Genomic DNA, 18109 nt, shown 5'->3' with positions numbered 1-18109 from the left:
CCGCCGTCCGGCGGAGGCGGACTGCGCCCGAGGGACGGGCGGGGTCAGCCGGCGTCCAGGACGAGGACCACCTCGTCGATCTCGGTCCCGCGGGCCTGGGCGAAGCCGCGCTCCTGGGCGGTCACACGGAAGCCGCACTTCTCCAGGACCCGGCGCGAGCCCGCGTTGTCCGCCGCGGCGCGGGCGTACAGCGGTCGCTCCGGGACGAGTTCGAGGAGGGCGCGCAGCGCGGCGGTGGCGAGGCCGCGTCCCCAGTAGGCACGGTCGATCCAGTAGGTGACCTCGCGCTCGCCGGGATCCCCGTACACCGCGGCGTTGCCCACCACGTCGCCGTCCGCGAGGACCGTGCGCAGTTCGACGTCGTCGGCGGCGCGCATCGTCGCCCAGTGCGCGTCGAAGCGGTCCCGGTCGGCCGGGTCCTCGGGGGTGAACGCGGCCATGTGGCGCGATGCGGGATCGTTCAACTGCCGGAAGAAGACGGGCAGATCGCTGTCGTGCACCTCGCGCAGGATGACATCCATGCGTCAGAGCCTACGAGTTGCCAGTGTCAGCCGGTCGCGGGCGTCGAACAGGGCGTCCTTGACCATCTGTTCATGGGCGGGCGTGAGGCGCGCCACCGGCACCGAGCAGCTGATCGCGTCGCGCGCCGGGGTGCGGTAGGGGATGGCGACGCCGAAGCAGCGCAGACCCAGCGTGTTCTCCTCGCGGTCCACCGCGAAGCCCTGTTCGCGCACCGTGCGCAGCTCCTCGATGAGCTTCTCGCGGTCGGTGATGGTGTGCTCGGTCAGCGCGGGCAGCGTCTGGGGGAGCATCTTGCGCACCTGCTCGTCGGTGTGGGTGGCGAGCAGCGCCTTGCCGAGCGAGGTGGAGTGCGCGGGGAGGCGGCGGCCCACGCGCGTGAAGGGCCGCAGGTAGTGCTGCGACTGGCGGGTGGCGAGATAGACGACGTTCGTGCCGTCGAGCCTGGCCAGGTGGATCGTCTCGGTGGTGTCGTCGGAGAGCCGGTCCAGGGTGGGCCTGGCGGCCGCGACGACCTCGTCGCCGTCGATGTACGAGGTGCCGACGAGCAGGGCGCGCACCCCGATGCCGTACCGCGTGCCGGTCGCGTCCGTCTCCACCCAGCCCAGCTCGACCAGGGTCCTGAGCAGCATGTAGAGGCTCGACTTGGGGTATCCGACGGCCTCTTGGACCGTGGCGAGGGAGTGCATTCCGGGGCGGCCCGCGAAGTACTCGAGCAATTCCACCGTCCGCACCGCGGACTTGACCTGCGCACCGCCTCCGGTCTCGCCAGCCGACATCGCCCTTGACCCCTTTGAACGCCGAGAAATAGTCTCCGAATACCCTGCTCATTCATCGACAGGGACCGCGTTCAGCATATCGAACGGCCCTGGTGAGTGGCATACCTCTGGAAAGGGAATCCGCGGTGGCAGCAGCACCAGTCTGGAGTGTCGACCCCCGAACCGGGAAGCAGCGCGAGCAGGTTGCGGTGGAGGCCACAGCCGAGGAGGTCGACCAGGCGGTGCGCGCCGCCAAGGACGCCGCCCCCGCGCTCGCCGACCGGGCCGTCCGCGCCGCCTTCCTGCGCACCGCGGCCGATCTGCTCGACGAGGCCGAGGCGCACCTGGTGGAGGCCGCGGACGCGGAGACCGCACTCGGCCCCGTCCGGCTCACCGGCGAACTCGCCCGCACCCGCTACCAGTTGCGGTCCTTCGCGGACCTCGTCGACGAGGGAGCCTTCCTCGGCGTCGTCATCGACCACCCGGACGCGTCGGCCACCCCGCCCGTTCCCGACCTGCGCCGCTACAAGATCCCGCTGGGCGTCGTCGCCGTCTACTCCGCCTCCAACTTCCCCTTCGCCTTCTCCGTGCCGGGCGGCGACACCGCGAGCGCGCTCGCCGCGGGCTGCCCCGTCGTCGTCAAGGCCCACCCCGACCACCCCGCCACCTCCGAACTCGTCGCCGCCACCCTGCGCAGGGCCGCCGCCCGGCACGGCATCCCGGAGGGCGTGCTCGGCCTGGTGCACGGCTTCGACGCGGGCGTTGAACTGGTCAGGCACCCGCTGGTGTCCGGCGCCGGATTCACCGGTTCGGTACGCGGCGGCCGCGCCCTCTTCGACGCGGCGGCGGCCAGGCCCGTGCCGATCCCCTTCCACGGCGAGCTGGGCTCCCTCAACCCCGTCGTCGTCACCGAGGCGGCGGCCGCCGAGCGCGGCGAGCAGATCGGCGCCGGGCTCGCGGGCTCCATGACGCTCGGCGTCGGCCAGTTCTGCGTCAAGCCCGGCCTGGTCCTCGCCCCCGAGGGCGCGGGCGGCGACCGGCTCGTGAAGTCCCTGACCGAGGCGGTCAGCGACACCGAGGCCGGGGTGCTCCTCGACCACCGCATGCGGGACAACTTCGTCACGGGCGTGCGCGAGCGCGCCCAACTCCCCGACGTGGACGCCCCGGTGACCCCCGGCGCGGGCGGCGAGCACACCGTCAGCGCGGGCTTCCTCACCGTGCCCGCCGCGCGGCTGGCCGAGGAGGGGGCGTACGACCTGCTTCTTGAGGAGTGCTTCGGCCCGGTCACCGTCGTCGCGCGCTACGCCGACGCCGCGGAGATCACCGCCGTCCTCTCCCGGCTTCCCGGCAACCTCACCGCCACCGTGCAGCTGTCCGCCGAGGAGGCGGCGGGCGGCAGCGGCCGGGGCGCCGAGCTGCTCGCCGAACTGACCCCGCTGGCAGGCCGCGTGCTCGTCGACGGCTGGCCCACCGGCGTCGCCGTCGCGCCCGCCCAGCACCACGGCGGCCCCTACCCGGCCACCACCTCCACGTCGACGTCCGTGGGCGGCACGGCCGTCGAGCGCTGGCTGCGCCCCGTCGCGTACCAGAACACCCCCGAGGCGCTGCTCCCGCCCGAGCTGCGCGACGCCAACCCGCTGGGCCTGCCGCGGCGTTGCGACGGGCGCCTGGAACACTGACGCCATGGATGTCACCCTCCCCGAACTGCCCTTCCCGCTGCGCACCTACGGCCCCGACGGCCACTGGTCGTACGAGGACGGGGTGCTCACCGGCTGGGCGGGCGCCCGCCAGGACCGCTTCGTGCCGCCGACGGGGGAGGCGCTCGACCCCGCATCCGACGCGCCCCGCCTGCTCGGCGCGCCCGAGGGCGACTTCCAGCTGATCGCCCGCGTCACGGTCGGCTTCGCCGCGGCCTTCGACGCGGGCGTGCTCTATCTGCACGTGGGCGACCGCGAGTGGGCCAAGCTCTGCCTGGAGCGCTCCCCTGACGAGCCCACGATCTGCACGGTCGTCACCCGCGGCCGCTCCGACGACTCCAACGCCTTCGTCGTGGACGGCGGCAGCGCCTGGCTGCGCATCAGCCGTACGGGCTCGGCGTTCGCGTTCCACGCGTCGACGGACGGCGAGCACTGGACGTTCGTGCGGATCTTCTCGCTCGGCGACGAGAAGTCCGCGCGGGCCGCGCTCGTCGGCTTCCTGGCGCAGTCGCCCGTCGGGGAGGGCTGCGTGGTGACGTACGAGAACATCGAGTTCCGGCCCAACTGGCCGCAGGGGCTGCGGGACGGCTCCTAGAGAGTGATCCTGCGGCCGGTCGCGGCCGACCGCTCGATGGCGTCGAGCAGTCCCTGGCGGCGGGCCGCGTGCGCGAAGTCCGGTGCGTGGGCGGTGCCTTCGGTGAGATCGGCGAGCACCTGGGCGTACTGCGCCCCGACGTTGTACGCGGGGAGTCCGCGCAGGCCGTCCAGGGCGGGCACGTCGAAGTGCCGTGCGGGGACGGGGAGTTCGGCCACCGCGGCCGCCGCTCCCCGCGCGCCCCGCACGGTCAGGGCGGCCTGCTGGAGGTGGCCCGAGTCGCCCGTGACGACGAGGTCGCCCTCCGTGCCGTTGATCTCCCAGTGGAAGTCCGTGCCCCGGGACAGGCCCGCGCGGAAGTGCACCGAGGCCACGGCGCCCGACGCGAGCCGTCCGCCCACCGCGATCTGGTCGTCGACCGTCATCGGCGCGGCCCGCCCGGTGCCCTCCTCGTGCACGACGGGACGCCGGGTCGCCAGGGTCGCCGAGACCTCGGTGAACTCGCCGAGCACCATGGCCACGGCGTCGATCGTGTGCCCGAAGGGGATGGTGAGCATCGTGCCGCCGTTGGCCTTGTCGAGCAGATACTCCCCGCCCGGCTCGAAGACGGGACCCCAGCGCCGGCCCGACGCGACCAGGCTGGTGGACAGGACCTCGCCCACATAGCCGTCCGCGACCAGCTCGCCGACGTACCGCACCGCGGGCGCCGAGCGGGCCTGCAGCCCCGCGAACGTCCGCACCCCGGCCCGCTCCGCGGCGGCCGCCAGCTCGTCGGCCTCGGCGGCGCCGTTGCCGAGCGGCCACTCGGAGAGCACCGCCTTGCCCGCGCCGAGCGCCGCGAGGATCACCTCGCGGTGCAGCGGCACCCGCACGCTCACCACGACCAGATCGACCTCGTCGCTGCGGACGAGCTCCGCGGTGGAGCCGAAGGCGAGCGGCACCCCGTACTTCGCGGCCGCGGCCCGCGCGGAGGCGTCGCTCGACGCGGACAGGGCGCGCAGCTCGTATCCGTCGAGGCGGTTCAGCGCGGGCAGATGGGAGTGGGGCGCCCAGCCGCCGCGGGCGGAGAGGCCGACGAGGCCGACACGGACGGGGGACGCGGAAGCAGGAGTGGAGGTCATGATCGGGACGGTAGAAGCAGGGCCCTGATTACCCGCAAGGGGTACAGCTATATTTTGGAAACCATGACTGGTCAGAGCGCACACGACAGCCGCGAACGCCACGACATCTACGGGCTGCTCTGCCCCGGCCGCGCGGTCTTCGAGCTGCTCGTCAACAAGTGGACGGGCCTCGCGATCACCGCCCTGGAGGACGGCCCGCGCCGCTTCGGCGAGCTGCGCCGCAAGCTGGAGGGCGTCAGCCCCAAGGTGCTCACCCAGACCCTGCGCCGCCTGGAGGAGAACGGCCTGGTGCTGCGCACGGTCTACGCGGAGGTGCCGCCCCGGGTCGAGTACGAACTGACCGACCTCGGCCGCGGCGCCCTGGAACCCCTCGCCCATCTGCGCACCTGGATCAGGGGGAACACGGGAAAGTTCGTCGCGGGGGAATGAGGCGCTTTGCCCGTACGTTGACACCGGGAGCGGAGGCAGCCTCCGTACCGACTTGGACGTACGACCTGAAGAGAGCAGTCACACACATGCGCGTCGAGATCTGGAGCGACATCGCCTGCCCCTGGTGCTATGTGGGCAAGGCCCGCTTCGAGAAGGCCCTCGCCGCCTTCCCGCACCGCGACGGCGTCGAGGTCGTGCACCGCTCCTTCGAGCTGGACCCCGGGCGCGCCAAGGGCGACACCGCCCCGGTGATCACCATGCTCACCAAGAAGTACGGCATGTCCGAGGAGCAGGCCCGCGAGGGCGAGCGGCGCCTCGGTGAGAACGCCGCGTCCGAGGGCCTCGGCTACCGCACCGAAGGCCGCGACCACGGCAACACCTTCGACATGCACCGCCTCCTGCACCTGGCCAAGGAGCACGGCAGGCAGGACGAGCTGATCGGCCTCCTCTACCGCGCCAACTTCGCCGAGGAGCGGTCCGTCTTCGAGGACGACGAGCGCCTCGTGGAACTCGCCGTCGCCGCGGGCCTGGACGCCGACGAGGCGCGTGCCGTCCTCGCCGACCCGGAGAAGTACGCCGCCGACGTCCGCACCGACGAGCGCGAGGCCGCCGAACTCGGCGCCAACGGCGTGCCGTTCTTCGTCCTCGACCGCACGTACGGCGTCTCCGGCGCCCAGCCCGCCGACGTCTTCACCCAGGCCCTCGAACAGGCCTGGAGCAACCGCTCGCCGCTGACCACGCTCGCCGACGGCGCCTGCGGCCCCGACGGATGCGCGGTTCCGCAGAAGGGCGACACCGTATAAGAGTTGGTCCCATGCGGATCAACAACGGCGCCGAGTTCGCGCCCACGACGACGTATCTGAACACCGCGAGCTGCGGCCTGCTGCCGCACCGCGCGAGCGAGGCCGTGCGCGCGCTGACCGCCGAACTCGGCCAGGGCAGGCCCGGCGGGGCGGGGGACTTCGAGGTCGTGGACGCGGCCCGCGAGTCCTTCGCCAGGATCGTCGGCGTGGCGCCGGGCCGGGTGGCCACCGGCGGATCGGTCGCCGTGCACGTCGGACTGATCGCGGCCTCCCTGCCGCCCGGCAGCGAAGTCCTCTTCCCCGAAGGGGAGTTCGCCTCCGTCGTCACCCCCTTCGTGATGCGCGGCGACCTCCGCGCGCGGTACGCGCCGCTGGAATCCCTCGCCGACGCCGTCCGGCCCGGGACCGCGCTCGTCGCGTTCTCCGCGGTCCAGTCCGCCGACGGCCGCACCGCCGACCTCGACGCGGTGCGCGCCGCGGCCGCCGCGCACGGCGCGCGCACCCTCGTCGACGCGACCCAGGCCGTGGGCTGGCTGCCGTTCGACGCAGGACGGTACGACTACACCGTCACCGGCGCCTTCAAGTGGCTGCTGTCCCCGCGCGGCACCCAGTTCCTCACGGTGACCGAAGAGGCCCAGGAGACGCTGGTCCCGCTGCACGCGGGCTGGCTCGCGGCCGCCGACACCTGGAACTCCACATACGGCCCCGTCAGCGAACTCGCCCCCGGCGCACGCCGGTTCGACGAACCCCCCGCCTTCCTCGCGTACCACGGCGCGGCCGCCGCCCTCACGCTCCTCGAAGAGACCGGCATCGACGCGGTGCACGCCCACGACACGGCGCTGGCCGCCCGCTACCGCGCCGGACTCGCCGCTCTCGGCCACGAACCGGTGCCCGGCACGTCCCCCATCGTCGCCGTGCCCGGCCTCGCCGACCGGCAGCCCGAACTCGCCCGCGCCAAGGTCGTCACCTCCGCACGCGCGGGACACCTGCGGGCGGCGTTCCATCTGTACAACACGGAGGCGGACGTGGACCGGCTGCTCGACGTGCTGTCCGGCTGAAGCCTGGCGCGCCGGGCGGCGGCCCGCCACGCTTGGCAGGGCGGGGCGGGCGCGCCGGGCGGCCGCGCGAGGTGGTGATGCCGATGAAGCGGGCGTTCGACACGGCGGACATGCCCGGCGAGCCCGAACGGCCTTCGCCCGACGCGGAACTGCACCGGCGCCTCGTCTACGGCGAGGAGGCCGCGCTCGCCGAGGCGTACGCCGCGTACGGCGACCTCGTCCACCGCGTCGCCGCCCGCGTCACCCGCAGTCCCGCCGCCGCGGAGGACGTCGCCCAGGAGGTCTTCGCCCACCTCTGGAGCAGGCCCTACGCGTTCGACGCGCGCCGCGGCAGCCTGCGCACCTGGCTCTCCATGCTCGCCCACCGGCGGGCCGTGGACTGGGTGCGCGGCGAGGAACGGCACCGCAAGGCGGTGCACGCCGACGACACGGTCCTGCGGGCGGTCCCCGCGCCGGGGCCCTCCCCGGACGAAGCGGTCCTCGAACAGGAACGCTCCCTCCTTCTGCACTCCGCGCTCGCCCGGCTCCCGCTGCCCCAGCGGCAGGTGGTGCACCTGGCCTACTTCGCGGGCCGGACGTACCGCCAGGCCGCGGTCGAGCTCGGCATCCCCGAAGGCACCGCCAAGACCCGCCTGCGGACGGCCCTGCGCACCCTGGCCGAGACCCTCGCAGACCCGCCCCTGCGAGGTGAACTCCCGTGACCACGGACCACGAAGAGGTGCGCCGGCTCCTGGGCGCCTGGGCGGTGGACGCCCTGCTCCCTGGCGACGAACGCCGCATCGCCGACCACCTCCCCGACTGCGCGGCCTGCTCCGAGGAATCCCGCCGCCTGCGGGACACCGTGCGGTACTTGGACGGGGTGGGGGCGGGGCATCAGCTGCCGGGCGGGGGTGGTCCCGCGGAATCCGCACAGGCGCGGCCGCGGCCGCGCGACCCGTCGGGGGAGGCGACCGACATGCACGTCCTCTCGCTCGCGTTCCGCACCCGCGCCCCGGCCCTGCGGACCGCTCCGCACGCCGAGCCCTATGCCGCCGCGGTCGCCGGGCTGCAGGCGCTGCTCGGGGAGATGGACGAGCGGGGGGCCTGGGGGACGCCGGTCGTGCACGACTGGGACGTGCACGACACCGTCGCGCATCTGATCGCCGCTGACGAGCCGCTCGCGCTGCGTCTTGGGCTGCACGCGCGCGTGCCCGCCTCGCGGGTGTCCGAGGGGACGCCGTGGCGGGCGGTCTGGGCGGCGCGTACGTCCGACGTGATCGCCCACGAACGACGGCGCGAGCCCGCGCGGACCGTCGCCACCTGGCGCAACCAGGCCGCCGGACTGCTGGCCACGCCCGCCGCCCACGACACCGAACTCGCCGCGCGGCCCGCGGTGCTGATGGGCGTACGGCTGCCGGTCGCCGACCACTTCCTGGTGCGGGCCTTCGAGGCCTGGGTGCACGCCGACGACATCGGCAGGGCGCTCGACCGGCACGTGCCCCCGCCGCCGGTCCCGCACCTGTGGCGGCTCGTCCGGCTCGCCGTCCGCATCCTCGGCATCGCACTCGGGGAGAAGGCGCCGCCGGTGGCGCTCACCGTCGCGGGGGAGGGCGGCAGGGTCGAGTGGATCCTGGGCGACACGGGCGACGCCGTACGCGCCGAACTCGTCCTGGATCCCGTCGACTTCTGCCTCCTGGTCGGCGGCCGCCGCGCTCCGGAGGAGGTGCCGCGCGGCGTCTCGGGTGATACGTCGGCGGCCTGGCGGGTCCTGACGCGGGCAGCGTCGCTGTCGTGGCTGTAGGGCCCTCGTAGGGCGCGGCGGGAGCCCCGTCCTACCGCCCCGCGGCCCGCGCCGCCGCCCGCTGAGGGCAGTCCGCCGTCTCCACGCAGAGATTCGTCTCGACCTTGGCGAGCAGCCGCGCCAGCTCCGTGCGCTCCGCCGGTTCGAGCCCCGCGAGGGTGTGCCCCTCCAACTCGGCCCAGGCGCCCTCCACTTGGGCGAGCAGGCCGCAGCTCGCGTCCGTCGCCTCGACGAGCACGGCCCGCCGGTCGGACGGGTCGGGACGGCGCCGCACATGTCCGGCCTGCTCCAGGCGCTGCAGCATCTTCGTGACCGTCGAGGGGTCGAGCTCGACCGCCTTGATCAGCTCGGACTGGCGCACCGCGCCCGCGTCCCACAGGTGCATCATCACGAACTCCTGGCCGGGGTAGAGCCCGAGCTTCTTGAGCAGCTTGCCGGCGGCGATGCGGTGCAGCCGCGCCACCCGGCTGACGGCGAGGCTGACGGGCCCGGCCGTGGCGACCCCGGAGGAGCCGGGGGTACAGACGGGGTCGGCCGTGGCGTTCGGTGCGGTGTCGGCCTTCATCACGTGCTCCTGCTGCTGGTCTCTTGGCTCACTGGACGCCGTCCGGTGCGGGTCACCGGTACGTCTTCCAGAAGATTACCTTGGTCGGCCAATGAATGGGTTACAGTGGCATCCGGCGCGATTACTTGGCCGACCACATAAACACCTGCCCGGGAGTCCTGATGACCACCGCGTTCGACCCGATCGACCTGTCCGGAAGCCACCTCGGCAACCGCATCGCCATGGCCCCGATGACCCGGAGCCGCGCTGGTGAGGGCGGTGTGCCCACGGACCTGACCGCCGAGTACTACGCCCAGCGCGCCTCCGCGGGCCTGATCGTCACCGAGGGCATCCAGCCTTCTGTGGTCGGCCAGGGATACCCGGACACCCCGGGCCTGCACAGCGCCGAGCAGGTGGCCGGCTGGCGCAAGGTCACCGACGCCGTGCACGCGGCGGGCGGGAAGATCTTCGCCCAGCTCATGCACGCGGGACGCATCGGCCACCCCGTGCTGCTCCCCGACGGCCTGGTCAACGTCGCCCCCTCGGCGATCGCCGCCAAGGGCCAGGTCTACACCGCCGAGGGCCCGAAGGAGTTCGTCACCCCGCGCGAGCTGACCGGCGCCGAGGTCCGCGCCACCATCGACGACTTCGTCACCGCCGCCCGCAACGCGATCGACGCGGGCTTCGACGGCGTCGAGCTGCACGGCGCCAACGGCTATCTGATCCACCAGTTCCTCGCGCCCGGCTCCAACCAGCGCACGGACGAGTGGGGCGGCTCGCCCGAGAACCGCATCCGCTTCGCCGTCGAGGTGGCCAAGGCCGTCACCGCGGAGATCGGCGCCGCGCGCACCGGCATCCGCCTCTCGCCCGGCAATCCCTTCAACGACATCACCGAGCCGGACCCGGAGCCCGCGTACACCGCCCTGGTGAAGGAGCTCGCCGCGCTCGACCTGGCGTATCTGCACGTCCTGGAGGTGGGGGAGATCCGCGAGCTCTCCACGCGGCTGCGCGCGGAGTTCGGCGGCACGTTCGTCCTGAACCCGCAGACCGAGGGCCCCACCAGCCATGACGCGCTCGCCCTGATCGAGGACGGCACCGCGGACCTCGTCTCCTTCGGCGCGCTGTTCCTCGCCAACCCCGACCTGCCGGCCCGCCTGCGGACCGGGGGCCCGTACAACACGCCGGACCAGACGACGTTCTACGGCGGCACGGAGAAGGGCTACACGGACTACCCGGCGCTGTAGTCCCGCCGCGAAGCGAGTCGGCCCGGCACCCAGATGGGTGCCGGGCCAACTCGTACAGGAACCGGGCTACTTCACCGGGGTGAAGTCCCGCGCGCCGATGAACTCGGGTCGCCGGACCGGCGCCGCGAACGGCTCGACCGCCGTGTTCTCCACGCTGTTGAACACGATGAAGACGTTCGACCGCGGGTAGGGGGTGATGTTGTCCCCCGAGCCGTGCATGGCGTTGCAGTCGAACCACGTCGCCGCCCCGGCCTCGCCGGTGAAGAGCCTGATGCCGTGGTCGGACGCGAGATGGGTCAGCGTCTCGTTCGACGGGATGCCCGCGTCCTGCATCTGCAGCGACCGCTTGTAGTTGTCCTTCGGCGTCGCGCCCGCACAGCCGAGGAACGTCTTGTGCGACCCCGGCATGATCATGAGGCCGCCGTTGGTGTCGTGGTTCTTCGTCAGCGCGATCGACACCGAGACGGTCCGCATGTTCGCCAGACCGTCCTCCGCGTGCCAGGTCTCGAAGTCCGAGTGCCAGTAGAACCCGGAGGCCCCGAAGCCGGGCTTCACATTGATCCGCGACTGATGGACGTAGACGTCCGAGCCGAGGATCTGCCGGGCCCTGCCGACGACGCGCGGGTCCGCCGCGAGCCCGGCGAAGACCTCACTGATCCTGTGCACCTCGAAGATGGAGCGGATCTCCTGCGAGCGCGGCTCCACGATCGAGCGCGGGTTCTCGCGCATCGCGGGATCGCCCATCAGGCGCTCCAGCTCCGCGTGGTAGACGGCCACCTCATCGGGGGTGATGAGCTGGTCGATCGCCAGGAACCCGTCCCGTTCGAACCCCGCCAAGTCCCCGGCCGCGATGGGCCCTTCGGTGCCCGGCGCGGACCACACCACGGGGTCCTTGCGCTCGATGAGCACCTCTTCGGCGCCTCGTGTCGGGTACAGGTCGGCGGTGCGTTCGGGTGCGGTGGTCATGGTGTTGCCTGCCTCTCCTCTCGTACGGCCCTGTTCGGGATGCAGAACGCGAAAGTCAGTCGGCCTCGGGCTCGGTGAGCAGCGGGTAGACGCCGTTCTCGTCGTGGTCCTCGCGGCCCGTGACCGGCGGGTTGAAGACGCACAGGCAGTGGAAGTCTTCCTTGATCCGCATGGTGTGCTTCTCGTGCCCGTCGAGCAGGTACATGGTGCCCGGCGTGATGGTGTACTTCTCGCCGGTCGTGTCGTCGGTCAGCTCGGCTTCGCCCTTGGTGCAGACGACGGCCTCGATGTGGTTCGCGTACCACATCGACGTCTCCGTACCCGCGTACAGGATGGTCTCGTGCAGCGAGAACCCCACGCGCTCCTTGGCGAGCACGATGCGCTTGCTCTCCCAGGTGCCCGAGGCGGCCTTCACATGTCGGTCGGTGCCTTCAATGTCCTTGAACGAACGGACGATCACGGTGAGTTGCCTGCTTTCTTAGCTGTCGTACGGTGAGGGTCGGGCGGCCGTCAAGCGGTCTCGCGCACGGCGCGCGCCAGCGTCCGCAGACCCTCGTCCAGCTCGTCGGGGGTGATCGTCAGCGCCGGAAGGAGCTTGACGACCTCGCCCTCGGGGCCGGAGGTCTCGATGAGCAGGCCCAGTTCGAAGGCCCGCTTGGCCACCGCGCCCGCCCGGTCCTTGTCACGGAACTCGATGCCCCAGACCAGGCCGCGGCCGCGGTACTCCTTGATCTCGTCGCGGTTCTCGTCGACGATCGCGACCAGCGCCTGCTCGACCTGCTCGCCGCGGGCTCGGGTCTGCTTCTCCATCGCGGGGCCGTCGGTCCAGTACGTCTCCAGGGCGGCGGCGGCCGTGACGAACGCCGGGTTGTTGCCGCGGAACGTGCCGTTGTGCTCGCCCGGCTCCCACACGTCGAGCTCCGGCTTGAACAGACAGAGCGACATGGGCAGGCCGTAGCCGCTGATGGACTTCGACACCGTCACGATGTCCGGCGTGATGCCCGCCTCCTCGAAGGAGAAGAACGCGCCGGTGCGGCCGCAGCCCATCTGGATGTCGTCGACGATGAGCAGCATGTCCCAGCGCTCGCACACCTCGGCGAGCTTGCGCAGCCACTCGGCGCGGGCCACGTTGATGCCGCCCTCGCCCTGCACCGTCTCGACGATCACGGCGGCGGGCTGGTTGAGGCCGGAGCCCTGGTCCTCGAGGAGTCGCTCGAACCAGATGAAGTCCGGGGTCCTGCCGTCGAGGTAGTGGTCGAACGGCATCGGCGTGCCGTGCACCAGCGGGATGCCGGCGCCCGCCCGCTTGAACGCGTTGCCGGTCACCGCGAGCGAGCCGAGCGACATGCCGTGGAAGGCGTTCGTGAACGACACGATCGACTCGCGGCCCTTGACCTTGCGGGCCAGCTTCAGCGCCGACTCCACGGCGTTGGTGCCCGTCGGGCCCGGGAACATGACCTTGTACGGCAGGTCGCGCGGGCGCAGCACGATGTTCTGGAACGACTCCAGGAAGGCGCGCTTCGCGGTCGTCGACATGTCGAGACCGTGCGTGACGCCGTCCCGCTCCAGGTAGTCGATCAACGCGCGTTTCAGGACCGGGTTGTTGTGGCCGTAGTTCAGTGAACCGGCACCGGCGAAGAAGTCGAGGTACTCGTGGCCGTCCTCGTCGTACATGCGGCTGCCCTGCGCGCGGTCGAAGACCGTAGGCCAACCGCGGCAGTAGCTGCGCACCTCCGACTCCAGGGTCTCGAAGACGCTCAGGTCGGGCTGGGTGATGGTCACAGCAGATCTCCTGGGAGATGGAAAGGCGTGGGAGGTGGGGGAGTTGACGAATGCGTCGGGGGAGTGACGCCGTTCAGTGCGGCAACGGCTCGATGAGGTAGAGCACCTCGGGCTCGTGCCCGCCGTCGGGGAACAGGCCCGCGTCGAACAGGACGGTGCGCTCGACCGATGCGCCGTGCCGCCGCGCGTACGAGGTGAAGAGGGCCTCGGACGCGGTGTTGCTGGGCGCGATGGTCGTCTCCAGGGAGCCGATCGCCTGCCCGGCAGCCACCTGCGCGGTCAGTCCGTCGAGGAGCGCGGCGGCGAGTCCCTTGCCGCGGTGCGCGTGGTCGACGGCGACCTGCCAGATCACCAGCGTGCCCGGCCGCTCGGGGCGGATGTAGCCGGTGATGAACCCGGCCACCTCTCCGTCGGCGTCCCGCGCCACGACGGAGGTCGCCGCGAAGTCGCGGCACCAGAGCAGATAGCTGTACGAGGAGTTGAGGTCGAGGACCTTCGAGTCGCGGGCGATCCGCCAGATCGCGGCGCCGTCGGCGACGTCGGGGGCACTGAGACGCAGCCCCTCGGGCATTTTTCGGAAATTCGCTTGCAGGTCGGTCGGTAGATCGGCTTGTGCAGCGGTCATGCGGATTGAATTTACCGAGCAATTCCTGGGATTGCATCGGGGGAAGGGGTTACGCGAGAGCGGTCCATGTGTTATCACGCGGGGGTGCGCGCCCGCATGAGAGGCCGTCCATTTATGGGGATTTGCCCAGGAGGAAGCGCGCATAACGGACTCGATGTGGAGTACGTCACAGAGCCGTAACTCCCGCGAGACGCGTCCGAATTACGGTGTTTGGCGCTGTCGAAACCTTAGTGTTTAGGTCTCCGGAAAGCGGGCAGAAGAATACGGGAAGCTGTGCTTCTCGACTTTATAAATAATGCGTGAAAATGCCTGCCGAAATTCAAAGGAACGCGGTGGGGCGGAAGGATGCATTCCCGGTCCGCCCGCGCACTTCCCGGCGAGCGTCGCGCGGCCGTCCGGAGTCGTCATGACAGGCACGCTGCCACGGCCGCCGGACGGCCGCTGTCGTTCAGCCCCTGGCGAACCGCCAGCATCGGGGCGGCCCTTGTGCCGCGGCGGAGCGCTTACCGCCAGGCGTCCTACCGCCAGGCGTCCGTCACCGCGCGCCGCGCCGCCTCCAGGTCGACCGCGAGACCGCACTCGCCCATCGCCGCCCCCAGCGCGGCCAGCGAGGCATGGACGACGCCCCGGGTCGCGTCGGGGCCGTAGTGGTTGACCCGGATCATCTCCTTGGCCAGCGCCCCGCCCCCGGCGACCAGCGGAAGCACCGGATCGGCGGCGAGCGCCTTCGCGACGAGACCGGACGCGTCGACGCCCGAGGGCGCGCGCAGCGTGGTGGCGACGGGGGCCGCGTCCCCGGCCTCGTACACATACGGCTCCAGGCCCCCGCCCAGCGCGAGCGCGCCCGCGCGCGTGGCCGCCGCGGCGGTGGCGTGCCGCGCCATCAGGGCGTCGAGGCCCTCCGTCTCGATGCGCTCCACGCACGCCTCGAGCGCCAGCATCTCCAGCTGGGCGGGCGCGTGCAGGAGGGCCTTGCGGCCGCCGTCGATCCAGCGCTCCTTCCAGTCCAGGAGGGAGAGGTAGGAGCGGCGCGGCGCCTGCGGGTTGGCGGCGAGGCGCTGCCAGGCCCGCTCGCTGACCGACACCGCGGAGACGCCCGCGGGGCCGCCCATCGCCTTCTGCGCGCCGATCACGCACAGGTCCACGCCCCACGCGTCAGGAAGCAGCGGCTCGGCGGCCACCGAGGCGACCGCGTCCAGCATGAACAGCGCGCCGTGCTCGCGGACCACCGCGCCGATCTCCGCGACCGGGTTGGTGTTGCCCGTCGCCGCCTCCGCGTGCACCAGCGAGACGAAGTCGATCTCCGGGTGCTCGGCGAAGGCCTGGCGCACCTGGTCCGCGGTGACGGCGGTGTGGAAGGGCACGGCGAGGTCGATGACGGTCGCCCCGCAGTCCCGCAGCCAGTTCCCGAAGGTCTGGCCGTACGGCCCCGTGATCACGTTCAGCGCGGTCGTGCCGGGACGTGCGGCGCCGCGGATGCAGCCCTCCAGGGGCAGCAGGGCCTCGCCCTGCATGATCACGACGTCCTGCTCGGTGTCGAGCAGCCGGGCCACCCGCGCCTCGATGGCGGCGAAGTGCTGGGCGCTCAGCGGTGCCAGGTCCAGAAAGGGGTGCGTCACAGTACTGCTCACGTCACTGCTCACTTCGCTCGCGAGTTCGTTCGGGCTGCGGTACCGAGCGTACCGGCCGCCTTTTAGGCTGCTGTTCATGAGCGATCACGCGGTGCTGCACGTGAAGGGGCGGGTGCTCGTCGGGCCCGATGACGTACGGGACGAACTGTGGGTGATCGGGGGGAGGGTGACGTACGACCGTCCCGTCGGGGCGGCGGCGGACGACCTCCGCACCGTCGACGGCTGGGTGCTGCCCGGCCTCGTCGACGCGCACTGCCACGTGGGCCTCGACGCGCACGGGCCCGTCGACGCCGACACGGCCGAGAAGCAGGCGCTGACCGACCGCGAGATCGGCGCCCTCCTGATCCGCGACGCGGGCTCCCCCTCCGACACCCGCTGGACGGACGACCGCGAGGACCTCCCGAAGATCATCCGCGCGGGCCGGCACATCGCCCGCACGCGGCGCTACATCCGCAACTACGCCCACGAGATCGAGCCGGACGACCTCGTCGCCTACGTCGCCCAGGAAGCGCGGCGCGGCGACGGCTGGGTCAAGCTCGTCGGCGACTGGATCGACCGCGAGGCCGGTGACCTGACCGCCTGCTGGCCCCGCGGCGCGGTGGAAGCGGCGATCGCCGAGGCGCACCGGCTCGGCGCCCGCGTCACGGCCCACTGCTTCGCCGAGGACTCCCTGCGCGACCTGGTCGAGGCGGGCATCGACTGCATCGAGCACGCCACGGGGCTCACCGAGGAGACCATCCCGCTCTTCGCCGAACGCGGCGTCGCCATTGTCCCGACCCTGGTCAACATCGCCACGTTCCCCGTCCTCGCCGCGGGCGGCCAGGCCAAGTTCCCGCGCTGGTCCGACCACATGCGCAGGCTCTACGACCGCCGCTACGACACCGTACGCGCCGCATACGACGCCGGAGTCCCCGTCTACGCGGGCACCGACGCGGGCGGCTCCCTCGCCCACGGACTCGTCGCGGCCGAGGTCGCCGAGCTGACCCTCGCCGGGATCCCCGCGGTCGACGCGCTCTCCGCGACGACGTGGGGCGCCCGCCAGTGGCTCGGGCGGCCCGGGCTCGTGGAGGGGGCGCCGGCCGATCTCGTGGTGTACGAGGCGGATCCCCGGGCGGATGTGCGGGTGCTTGGTGCGCCGCGGAGGGTGGTGTTGAACGGGCGGGTGGTGGGTTGACGGGGGGCGTTACGCGGGGCTTTCCCGGTCGTTGAATCTCTTTCTCTCCGCCTCGCTTGCGCCTCGCTTCCGCCTCACTTCCGCCTTGCTTTCTGCCTCCCCTCCGTCGTTGTTTGTGGTTCTCGTGGGGTTCAAGGGAACGTCCGTGCCTCCCGAATCGAAAGCAAGGTCGAAAACCTCCCTTTGGAGTGAACTCACGTCAGGTTGCTGACCGTTCACTCTCAGTGCGTAAAGATTCCCGCGTCGCCCTCCGCTGAGAGAGGGCGACGCCCTCGGTGCGCACGCGATGTCCCCATGTGGCGTGCGCCGCCGACGGCTCCGTTCCTCTCGTGGGGGTTCCACCACCTTGAACAGCAACACCTTCCGCATGCCCGCGCGCCGCCTCTCCGTCGTCGCGATCGCCACCGCCCTGGCCGCCGGTCCCGCGGCCCTCGCCGGTGCCGGGTCCGCGCAGGCGACCGGCGGCGACGGGGGCGACGGCGGCGACCGTGGCGGGCGCGCCGACGCCGTCGTGCTGCGGACCGGGCTCGACGTCTCCCTCCTCAACAAGACCCTGAACGTTCCCCTCAAGGTCTCCCTGAACGAGGTGCAGGCGCCCGCCAGCGCCGAAAAGACCGCGCTCACCGCCCAGTTGGACGGGGTCGACGGCGGACAGCCCTTCAGCGTGCTCCGCGCGGACGTGGCCACGGCGCGGGCCACGGTGAAGGGCGACACGGCCGAGGGCTACAGCAACATCGCGCGCGCCAAGGTCCATCTGCCCGGGCTTCCCCTGCTCTCCCTCATCGAGGTCGACCAGATCACGTCGAAGGCGGTCTGCGAGGCCGGGAAGCGGCCCGTCGCCTCGGCGAATCTGCTGGGCGGGGTGACGGTGCTCGGCAAGAAGGTCACGTTGACCACCGGCGGGACGACCGAGGTGAAGGTGCCCGGGGTCGGCGAGGTGCGGCTCGACCTCTCCCGGACGCGGACGACGTCGCGCACGGCTGCGGCGTCGGCGTTGCGGCTCAAGGTGTCCGTGAATCCGCTGAAGTTGAATGTGGCGGAGGTGGAGGGTGTGGTGACGTTGGCGGGGGCGGGGTGTTCGGCGCCTGCGTCTGCGTCTGCGCCTGAGCCGGAGGGGAAGCAAGCGCAGGGGGAGCCGGAGAAGCCGGTCTCTGCGCCGAAGGCGGCGGAAGGGCCGGAGGCGTCGGAGGCGAACCTGGCGGAGACCGGGGGGAATTCGACGACTCCGTACGTCGCGGGTGGGGCGGTGGCGCTGTTGGCGGTGGGCGCCGGAGTCCTGACCCTCGCCCGCCGGTCCCGCAACTAGCCGCACGCGCCTGGGGTTTCGTCTGTGGGGCGGGGCCGCGGGGGTATGTGCGTACTCGCTATCCCGTGGTTTGTGCC

General features: G+C 72.0%; 19 protein-coding genes. 10 read left to right on the top strand and 9 right to left on the bottom strand.

Going from position 1 to position 18109, the window contains the following annotated elements:
- Nucleotides 1-44 precede the first annotated feature (44 nt).
- Nucleotides 45-521: a GNAT family N-acetyltransferase gene (locus tag ACFWZ2_RS39135; RefSeq protein ID WP_384554167.1), complete on the bottom strand. Its 477-nt coding sequence runs from the start codon at nt 519-521 to the stop codon at nt 45-47.
- A 3-nt stretch (nt 522-524) separates the two neighbouring features.
- Nucleotides 525-1298 (bottom strand): IclR family transcriptional regulator, encoded by a 774-nt coding sequence (locus ACFWZ2_RS39130; RefSeq protein WP_384554165.1) that lies wholly within the window; start codon nt 1296-1298, stop codon nt 525-527.
- A gap of 125 nt (nt 1299-1423) precedes the next feature.
- Between ACFWZ2_RS39130 and ACFWZ2_RS39125 the strand changes: the two genes are divergently transcribed.
- A complete protein-coding gene (locus tag ACFWZ2_RS39125) occupies nt 1424-2956 on the top strand; it encodes an aldehyde dehydrogenase (NADP(+)) (RefSeq protein WP_384554163.1) in 1533 nt (510 codons plus the stop codon).
- Nucleotides 2957-2960: 4 nt separating this feature from the next.
- Nucleotides 2961-3569 (top strand): DUF1349 domain-containing protein, encoded by a 609-nt coding sequence (locus ACFWZ2_RS39120; RefSeq protein ID WP_384554161.1) that lies wholly within the window; start codon nt 2961-2963, stop codon nt 3567-3569.
- On the opposite strand, the gene ACFWZ2_RS39115 is transcribed toward ACFWZ2_RS39120, so the two are convergent.
- The gene (locus ACFWZ2_RS39115; protein WP_384554159.1) at nt 3566-4690 is read right to left on the bottom strand and encodes a Gfo/Idh/MocA family protein; all 1125 of its coding nucleotides are present in this window, start codon (nt 4688-4690) and stop codon (nt 3566-3568) included. The genes ACFWZ2_RS39120 and ACFWZ2_RS39115 overlap by 4 nt on opposite strands.
- Before the next feature lie 63 nt (nt 4691-4753).
- Here ACFWZ2_RS39115 and ACFWZ2_RS39110 point away from each other — a divergent pair, with 63 nt between their 5' ends.
- The 5 genes from ACFWZ2_RS39110 (at nt 4754) to ACFWZ2_RS39090 (ending at nt 8760) form a co-directional block, all read left to right on the top strand.
- Nucleotides 4754-5119 carry a winged helix-turn-helix transcriptional regulator gene (locus tag ACFWZ2_RS39110; RefSeq protein ID WP_384554157.1) on the top strand — a complete coding sequence of 122 codons (366 nt, stop codon included), beginning with the start codon at nt 4754-4756 and terminating at the stop codon, nt 5117-5119.
- 86 nt (nt 5120-5205) lie between these two features.
- Nucleotides 5206-5922, top strand: coding sequence for a DsbA family oxidoreductase (locus ACFWZ2_RS39105; protein ID WP_384554156.1), 717 nt, complete (start codon nt 5206-5208; stop codon nt 5920-5922).
- Nucleotides 5923-5933: 11 nt separating this feature from the next.
- The gene (locus ACFWZ2_RS39100) at nt 5934-6980 is read left to right on the top strand and encodes an aminotransferase class V-fold PLP-dependent enzyme (protein WP_384554154.1); all 1047 of its coding nucleotides are present in this window, start codon (nt 5934-5936) and stop codon (nt 6978-6980) included.
- 83 nt (nt 6981-7063) lie between these two features.
- Nucleotides 7064-7681 (top strand): RNA polymerase sigma factor, encoded by a 618-nt coding sequence (locus ACFWZ2_RS39095; RefSeq protein ID WP_384554152.1) that lies wholly within the window; start codon nt 7064-7066, stop codon nt 7679-7681.
- Nucleotides 7678-8760, top strand: a complete 1083-nt coding sequence (locus tag ACFWZ2_RS39090) for a maleylpyruvate isomerase family mycothiol-dependent enzyme (RefSeq protein ID WP_384554150.1) — start codon at nt 7678-7680, stop codon at nt 8758-8760. Before ACFWZ2_RS39095 ends, ACFWZ2_RS39090 begins: the two co-directional genes overlap by 4 nt.
- A 31-nt stretch (nt 8761-8791) precedes the next feature.
- On the opposite strand, the gene ACFWZ2_RS39085 is transcribed toward ACFWZ2_RS39090, so the two are convergent.
- Nucleotides 8792-9325 carry a MarR family winged helix-turn-helix transcriptional regulator gene (locus ACFWZ2_RS39085; protein WP_384554148.1) on the bottom strand — a complete coding sequence of 178 codons (534 nt, stop codon included), beginning with the start codon at nt 9323-9325 and terminating at the stop codon, nt 8792-8794.
- A 161-nt stretch (nt 9326-9486) separates the two neighbouring features.
- Here ACFWZ2_RS39085 and ACFWZ2_RS39080 point away from each other — a divergent pair, with 161 nt between their 5' ends.
- The gene (locus tag ACFWZ2_RS39080; RefSeq protein ID WP_384554147.1) at nt 9487-10548 is read left to right on the top strand and encodes an alkene reductase; all 1062 of its coding nucleotides are present in this window, start codon (nt 9487-9489) and stop codon (nt 10546-10548) included.
- A gap of 66 nt (nt 10549-10614) precedes the next feature.
- On the opposite strand, the gene thpD is transcribed toward ACFWZ2_RS39080, so the two are convergent.
- The 5 genes from thpD to ACFWZ2_RS39055 all read right to left on the bottom strand — a co-directional run bounded on the left by thpD (nt 10615) and on the right by ACFWZ2_RS39055 (nt 15540).
- Nucleotides 10615-11514 carry an ectoine hydroxylase gene (thpD, locus tag ACFWZ2_RS39075; RefSeq protein WP_384554145.1) on the bottom strand — a complete coding sequence of 300 codons (900 nt, stop codon included), beginning with the start codon at nt 11512-11514 and terminating at the stop codon, nt 10615-10617.
- Between the two features lie 55 nt (nt 11515-11569).
- Entirely contained in the window at nt 11570-11974 is a 405-nt protein-coding gene (locus ACFWZ2_RS39070; RefSeq protein ID WP_384554143.1) for an ectoine synthase, read from the bottom strand.
- Nucleotides 11975-12024: 50 nt separating this feature from the next.
- On the bottom strand, nt 12025-13296 hold the full coding sequence (ectB, locus tag ACFWZ2_RS39065; RefSeq protein WP_384554142.1) for a diaminobutyrate--2-oxoglutarate transaminase: 1272 nt from the start codon (nt 13294-13296) through the stop codon (nt 12025-12027).
- 73 nt (nt 13297-13369) lie between these two features.
- Nucleotides 13370-13921 carry a diaminobutyrate acetyltransferase gene (ectA, locus tag ACFWZ2_RS39060; RefSeq protein WP_384554140.1) on the bottom strand — a complete coding sequence of 184 codons (552 nt, stop codon included), beginning with the start codon at nt 13919-13921 and terminating at the stop codon, nt 13370-13372.
- Nucleotides 13922-14439: 518 nt separating this feature from the next.
- Nucleotides 14440-15540 (bottom strand): pyridoxal-phosphate-dependent aminotransferase family protein, encoded by a 1101-nt coding sequence (locus tag ACFWZ2_RS39055; protein WP_384554208.1) that lies wholly within the window; start codon nt 15538-15540, stop codon nt 14440-14442.
- Nucleotides 15541-15628: 88 nt separating this feature from the next.
- Between ACFWZ2_RS39055 and ACFWZ2_RS39050 the strand changes: the two genes are divergently transcribed.
- Both ACFWZ2_RS39050 and ACFWZ2_RS39045 read left to right on the top strand, forming a co-directional pair.
- The gene (locus ACFWZ2_RS39050; RefSeq protein ID WP_384554138.1) at nt 15629-16726 is read left to right on the top strand and encodes an amidohydrolase family protein; all 1098 of its coding nucleotides are present in this window, start codon (nt 15629-15631) and stop codon (nt 16724-16726) included.
- A 346-nt stretch (nt 16727-17072) separates the two neighbouring features.
- Entirely contained in the window at nt 17073-18032 is a 960-nt protein-coding gene (locus tag ACFWZ2_RS39045) for an SCO1860 family LAETG-anchored protein (RefSeq protein WP_384554136.1), read from the top strand.
- Nucleotides 18033-18109 lie beyond the last annotated feature (77 nt).

The organism is Streptomyces sp. NPDC059002 (assembly GCF_042740435.1).
GTDB lineage: Bacteria > Actinomycetota > Actinomycetes > Streptomycetales > Streptomycetaceae > Streptomyces.
This window is presented reverse-complemented; position numbering and strand designations above follow the sequence as displayed.

What these genes read in the sequence shown, in the direction of transcription:
- ACFWZ2_RS39110 (WP_384554157.1), top strand. Translation starts at nt 4,754, where the DNA reads ATGACTGGTCAGAGCGCACACGACAGCCGCGAACGCCACGACATCTAC.
- ACFWZ2_RS39115 (WP_384554159.1), bottom strand. Translation starts at nt 4,690, where the DNA reads ATGACCTCCACTCCTGCTTCCGCGTCCCCCGTCCGTGTCGGCCTCGTC.
- ACFWZ2_RS39130 (WP_384554165.1), bottom strand. Translation starts at nt 1,298, where the DNA reads ATGTCGGCTGGCGAGACCGGAGGCGGTGCGCAGGTCAAGTCCGCGGTG.
- ACFWZ2_RS39120 (WP_384554161.1), top strand. Translation starts at nt 2,961, where the DNA reads ATGGATGTCACCCTCCCCGAACTGCCCTTCCCGCTGCGCACCTACGGC.
- ACFWZ2_RS39085 (WP_384554148.1), bottom strand. Translation starts at nt 9,325, where the DNA reads ATGAAGGCCGACACCGCACCGAACGCCACGGCCGACCCCGTCTGTACC.
- ACFWZ2_RS39135 (WP_384554167.1), bottom strand. Translation starts at nt 521, where the DNA reads ATGGATGTCATCCTGCGCGAGGTGCACGACAGCGATCTGCCCGTCTTC.
- ectA (WP_384554140.1), bottom strand. Translation starts at nt 13,921, where the DNA reads ATGACCGCTGCACAAGCCGATCTACCGACCGACCTGCAAGCGAATTTC.
- ACFWZ2_RS39100 (WP_384554154.1), top strand. Translation starts at nt 5,934, where the DNA reads ATGCGGATCAACAACGGCGCCGAGTTCGCGCCCACGACGACGTATCTG.
- thpD (WP_384554145.1), bottom strand. Translation starts at nt 11,514, where the DNA reads ATGACCACCGCACCCGAACGCACCGCCGACCTGTACCCGACACGAGGC.
- ACFWZ2_RS39050 (WP_384554138.1), top strand. Translation starts at nt 15,629, where the DNA reads ATGAGCGATCACGCGGTGCTGCACGTGAAGGGGCGGGTGCTCGTCGGG.
- ACFWZ2_RS39095 (WP_384554152.1), top strand. Translation starts at nt 7,064, where the DNA reads ATGAAGCGGGCGTTCGACACGGCGGACATGCCCGGCGAGCCCGAACGG.
- ACFWZ2_RS39080 (WP_384554147.1), top strand. Translation starts at nt 9,487, where the DNA reads ATGACCACCGCGTTCGACCCGATCGACCTGTCCGGAAGCCACCTCGGC.
- ACFWZ2_RS39105 (WP_384554156.1), top strand. Translation starts at nt 5,206, where the DNA reads ATGCGCGTCGAGATCTGGAGCGACATCGCCTGCCCCTGGTGCTATGTG.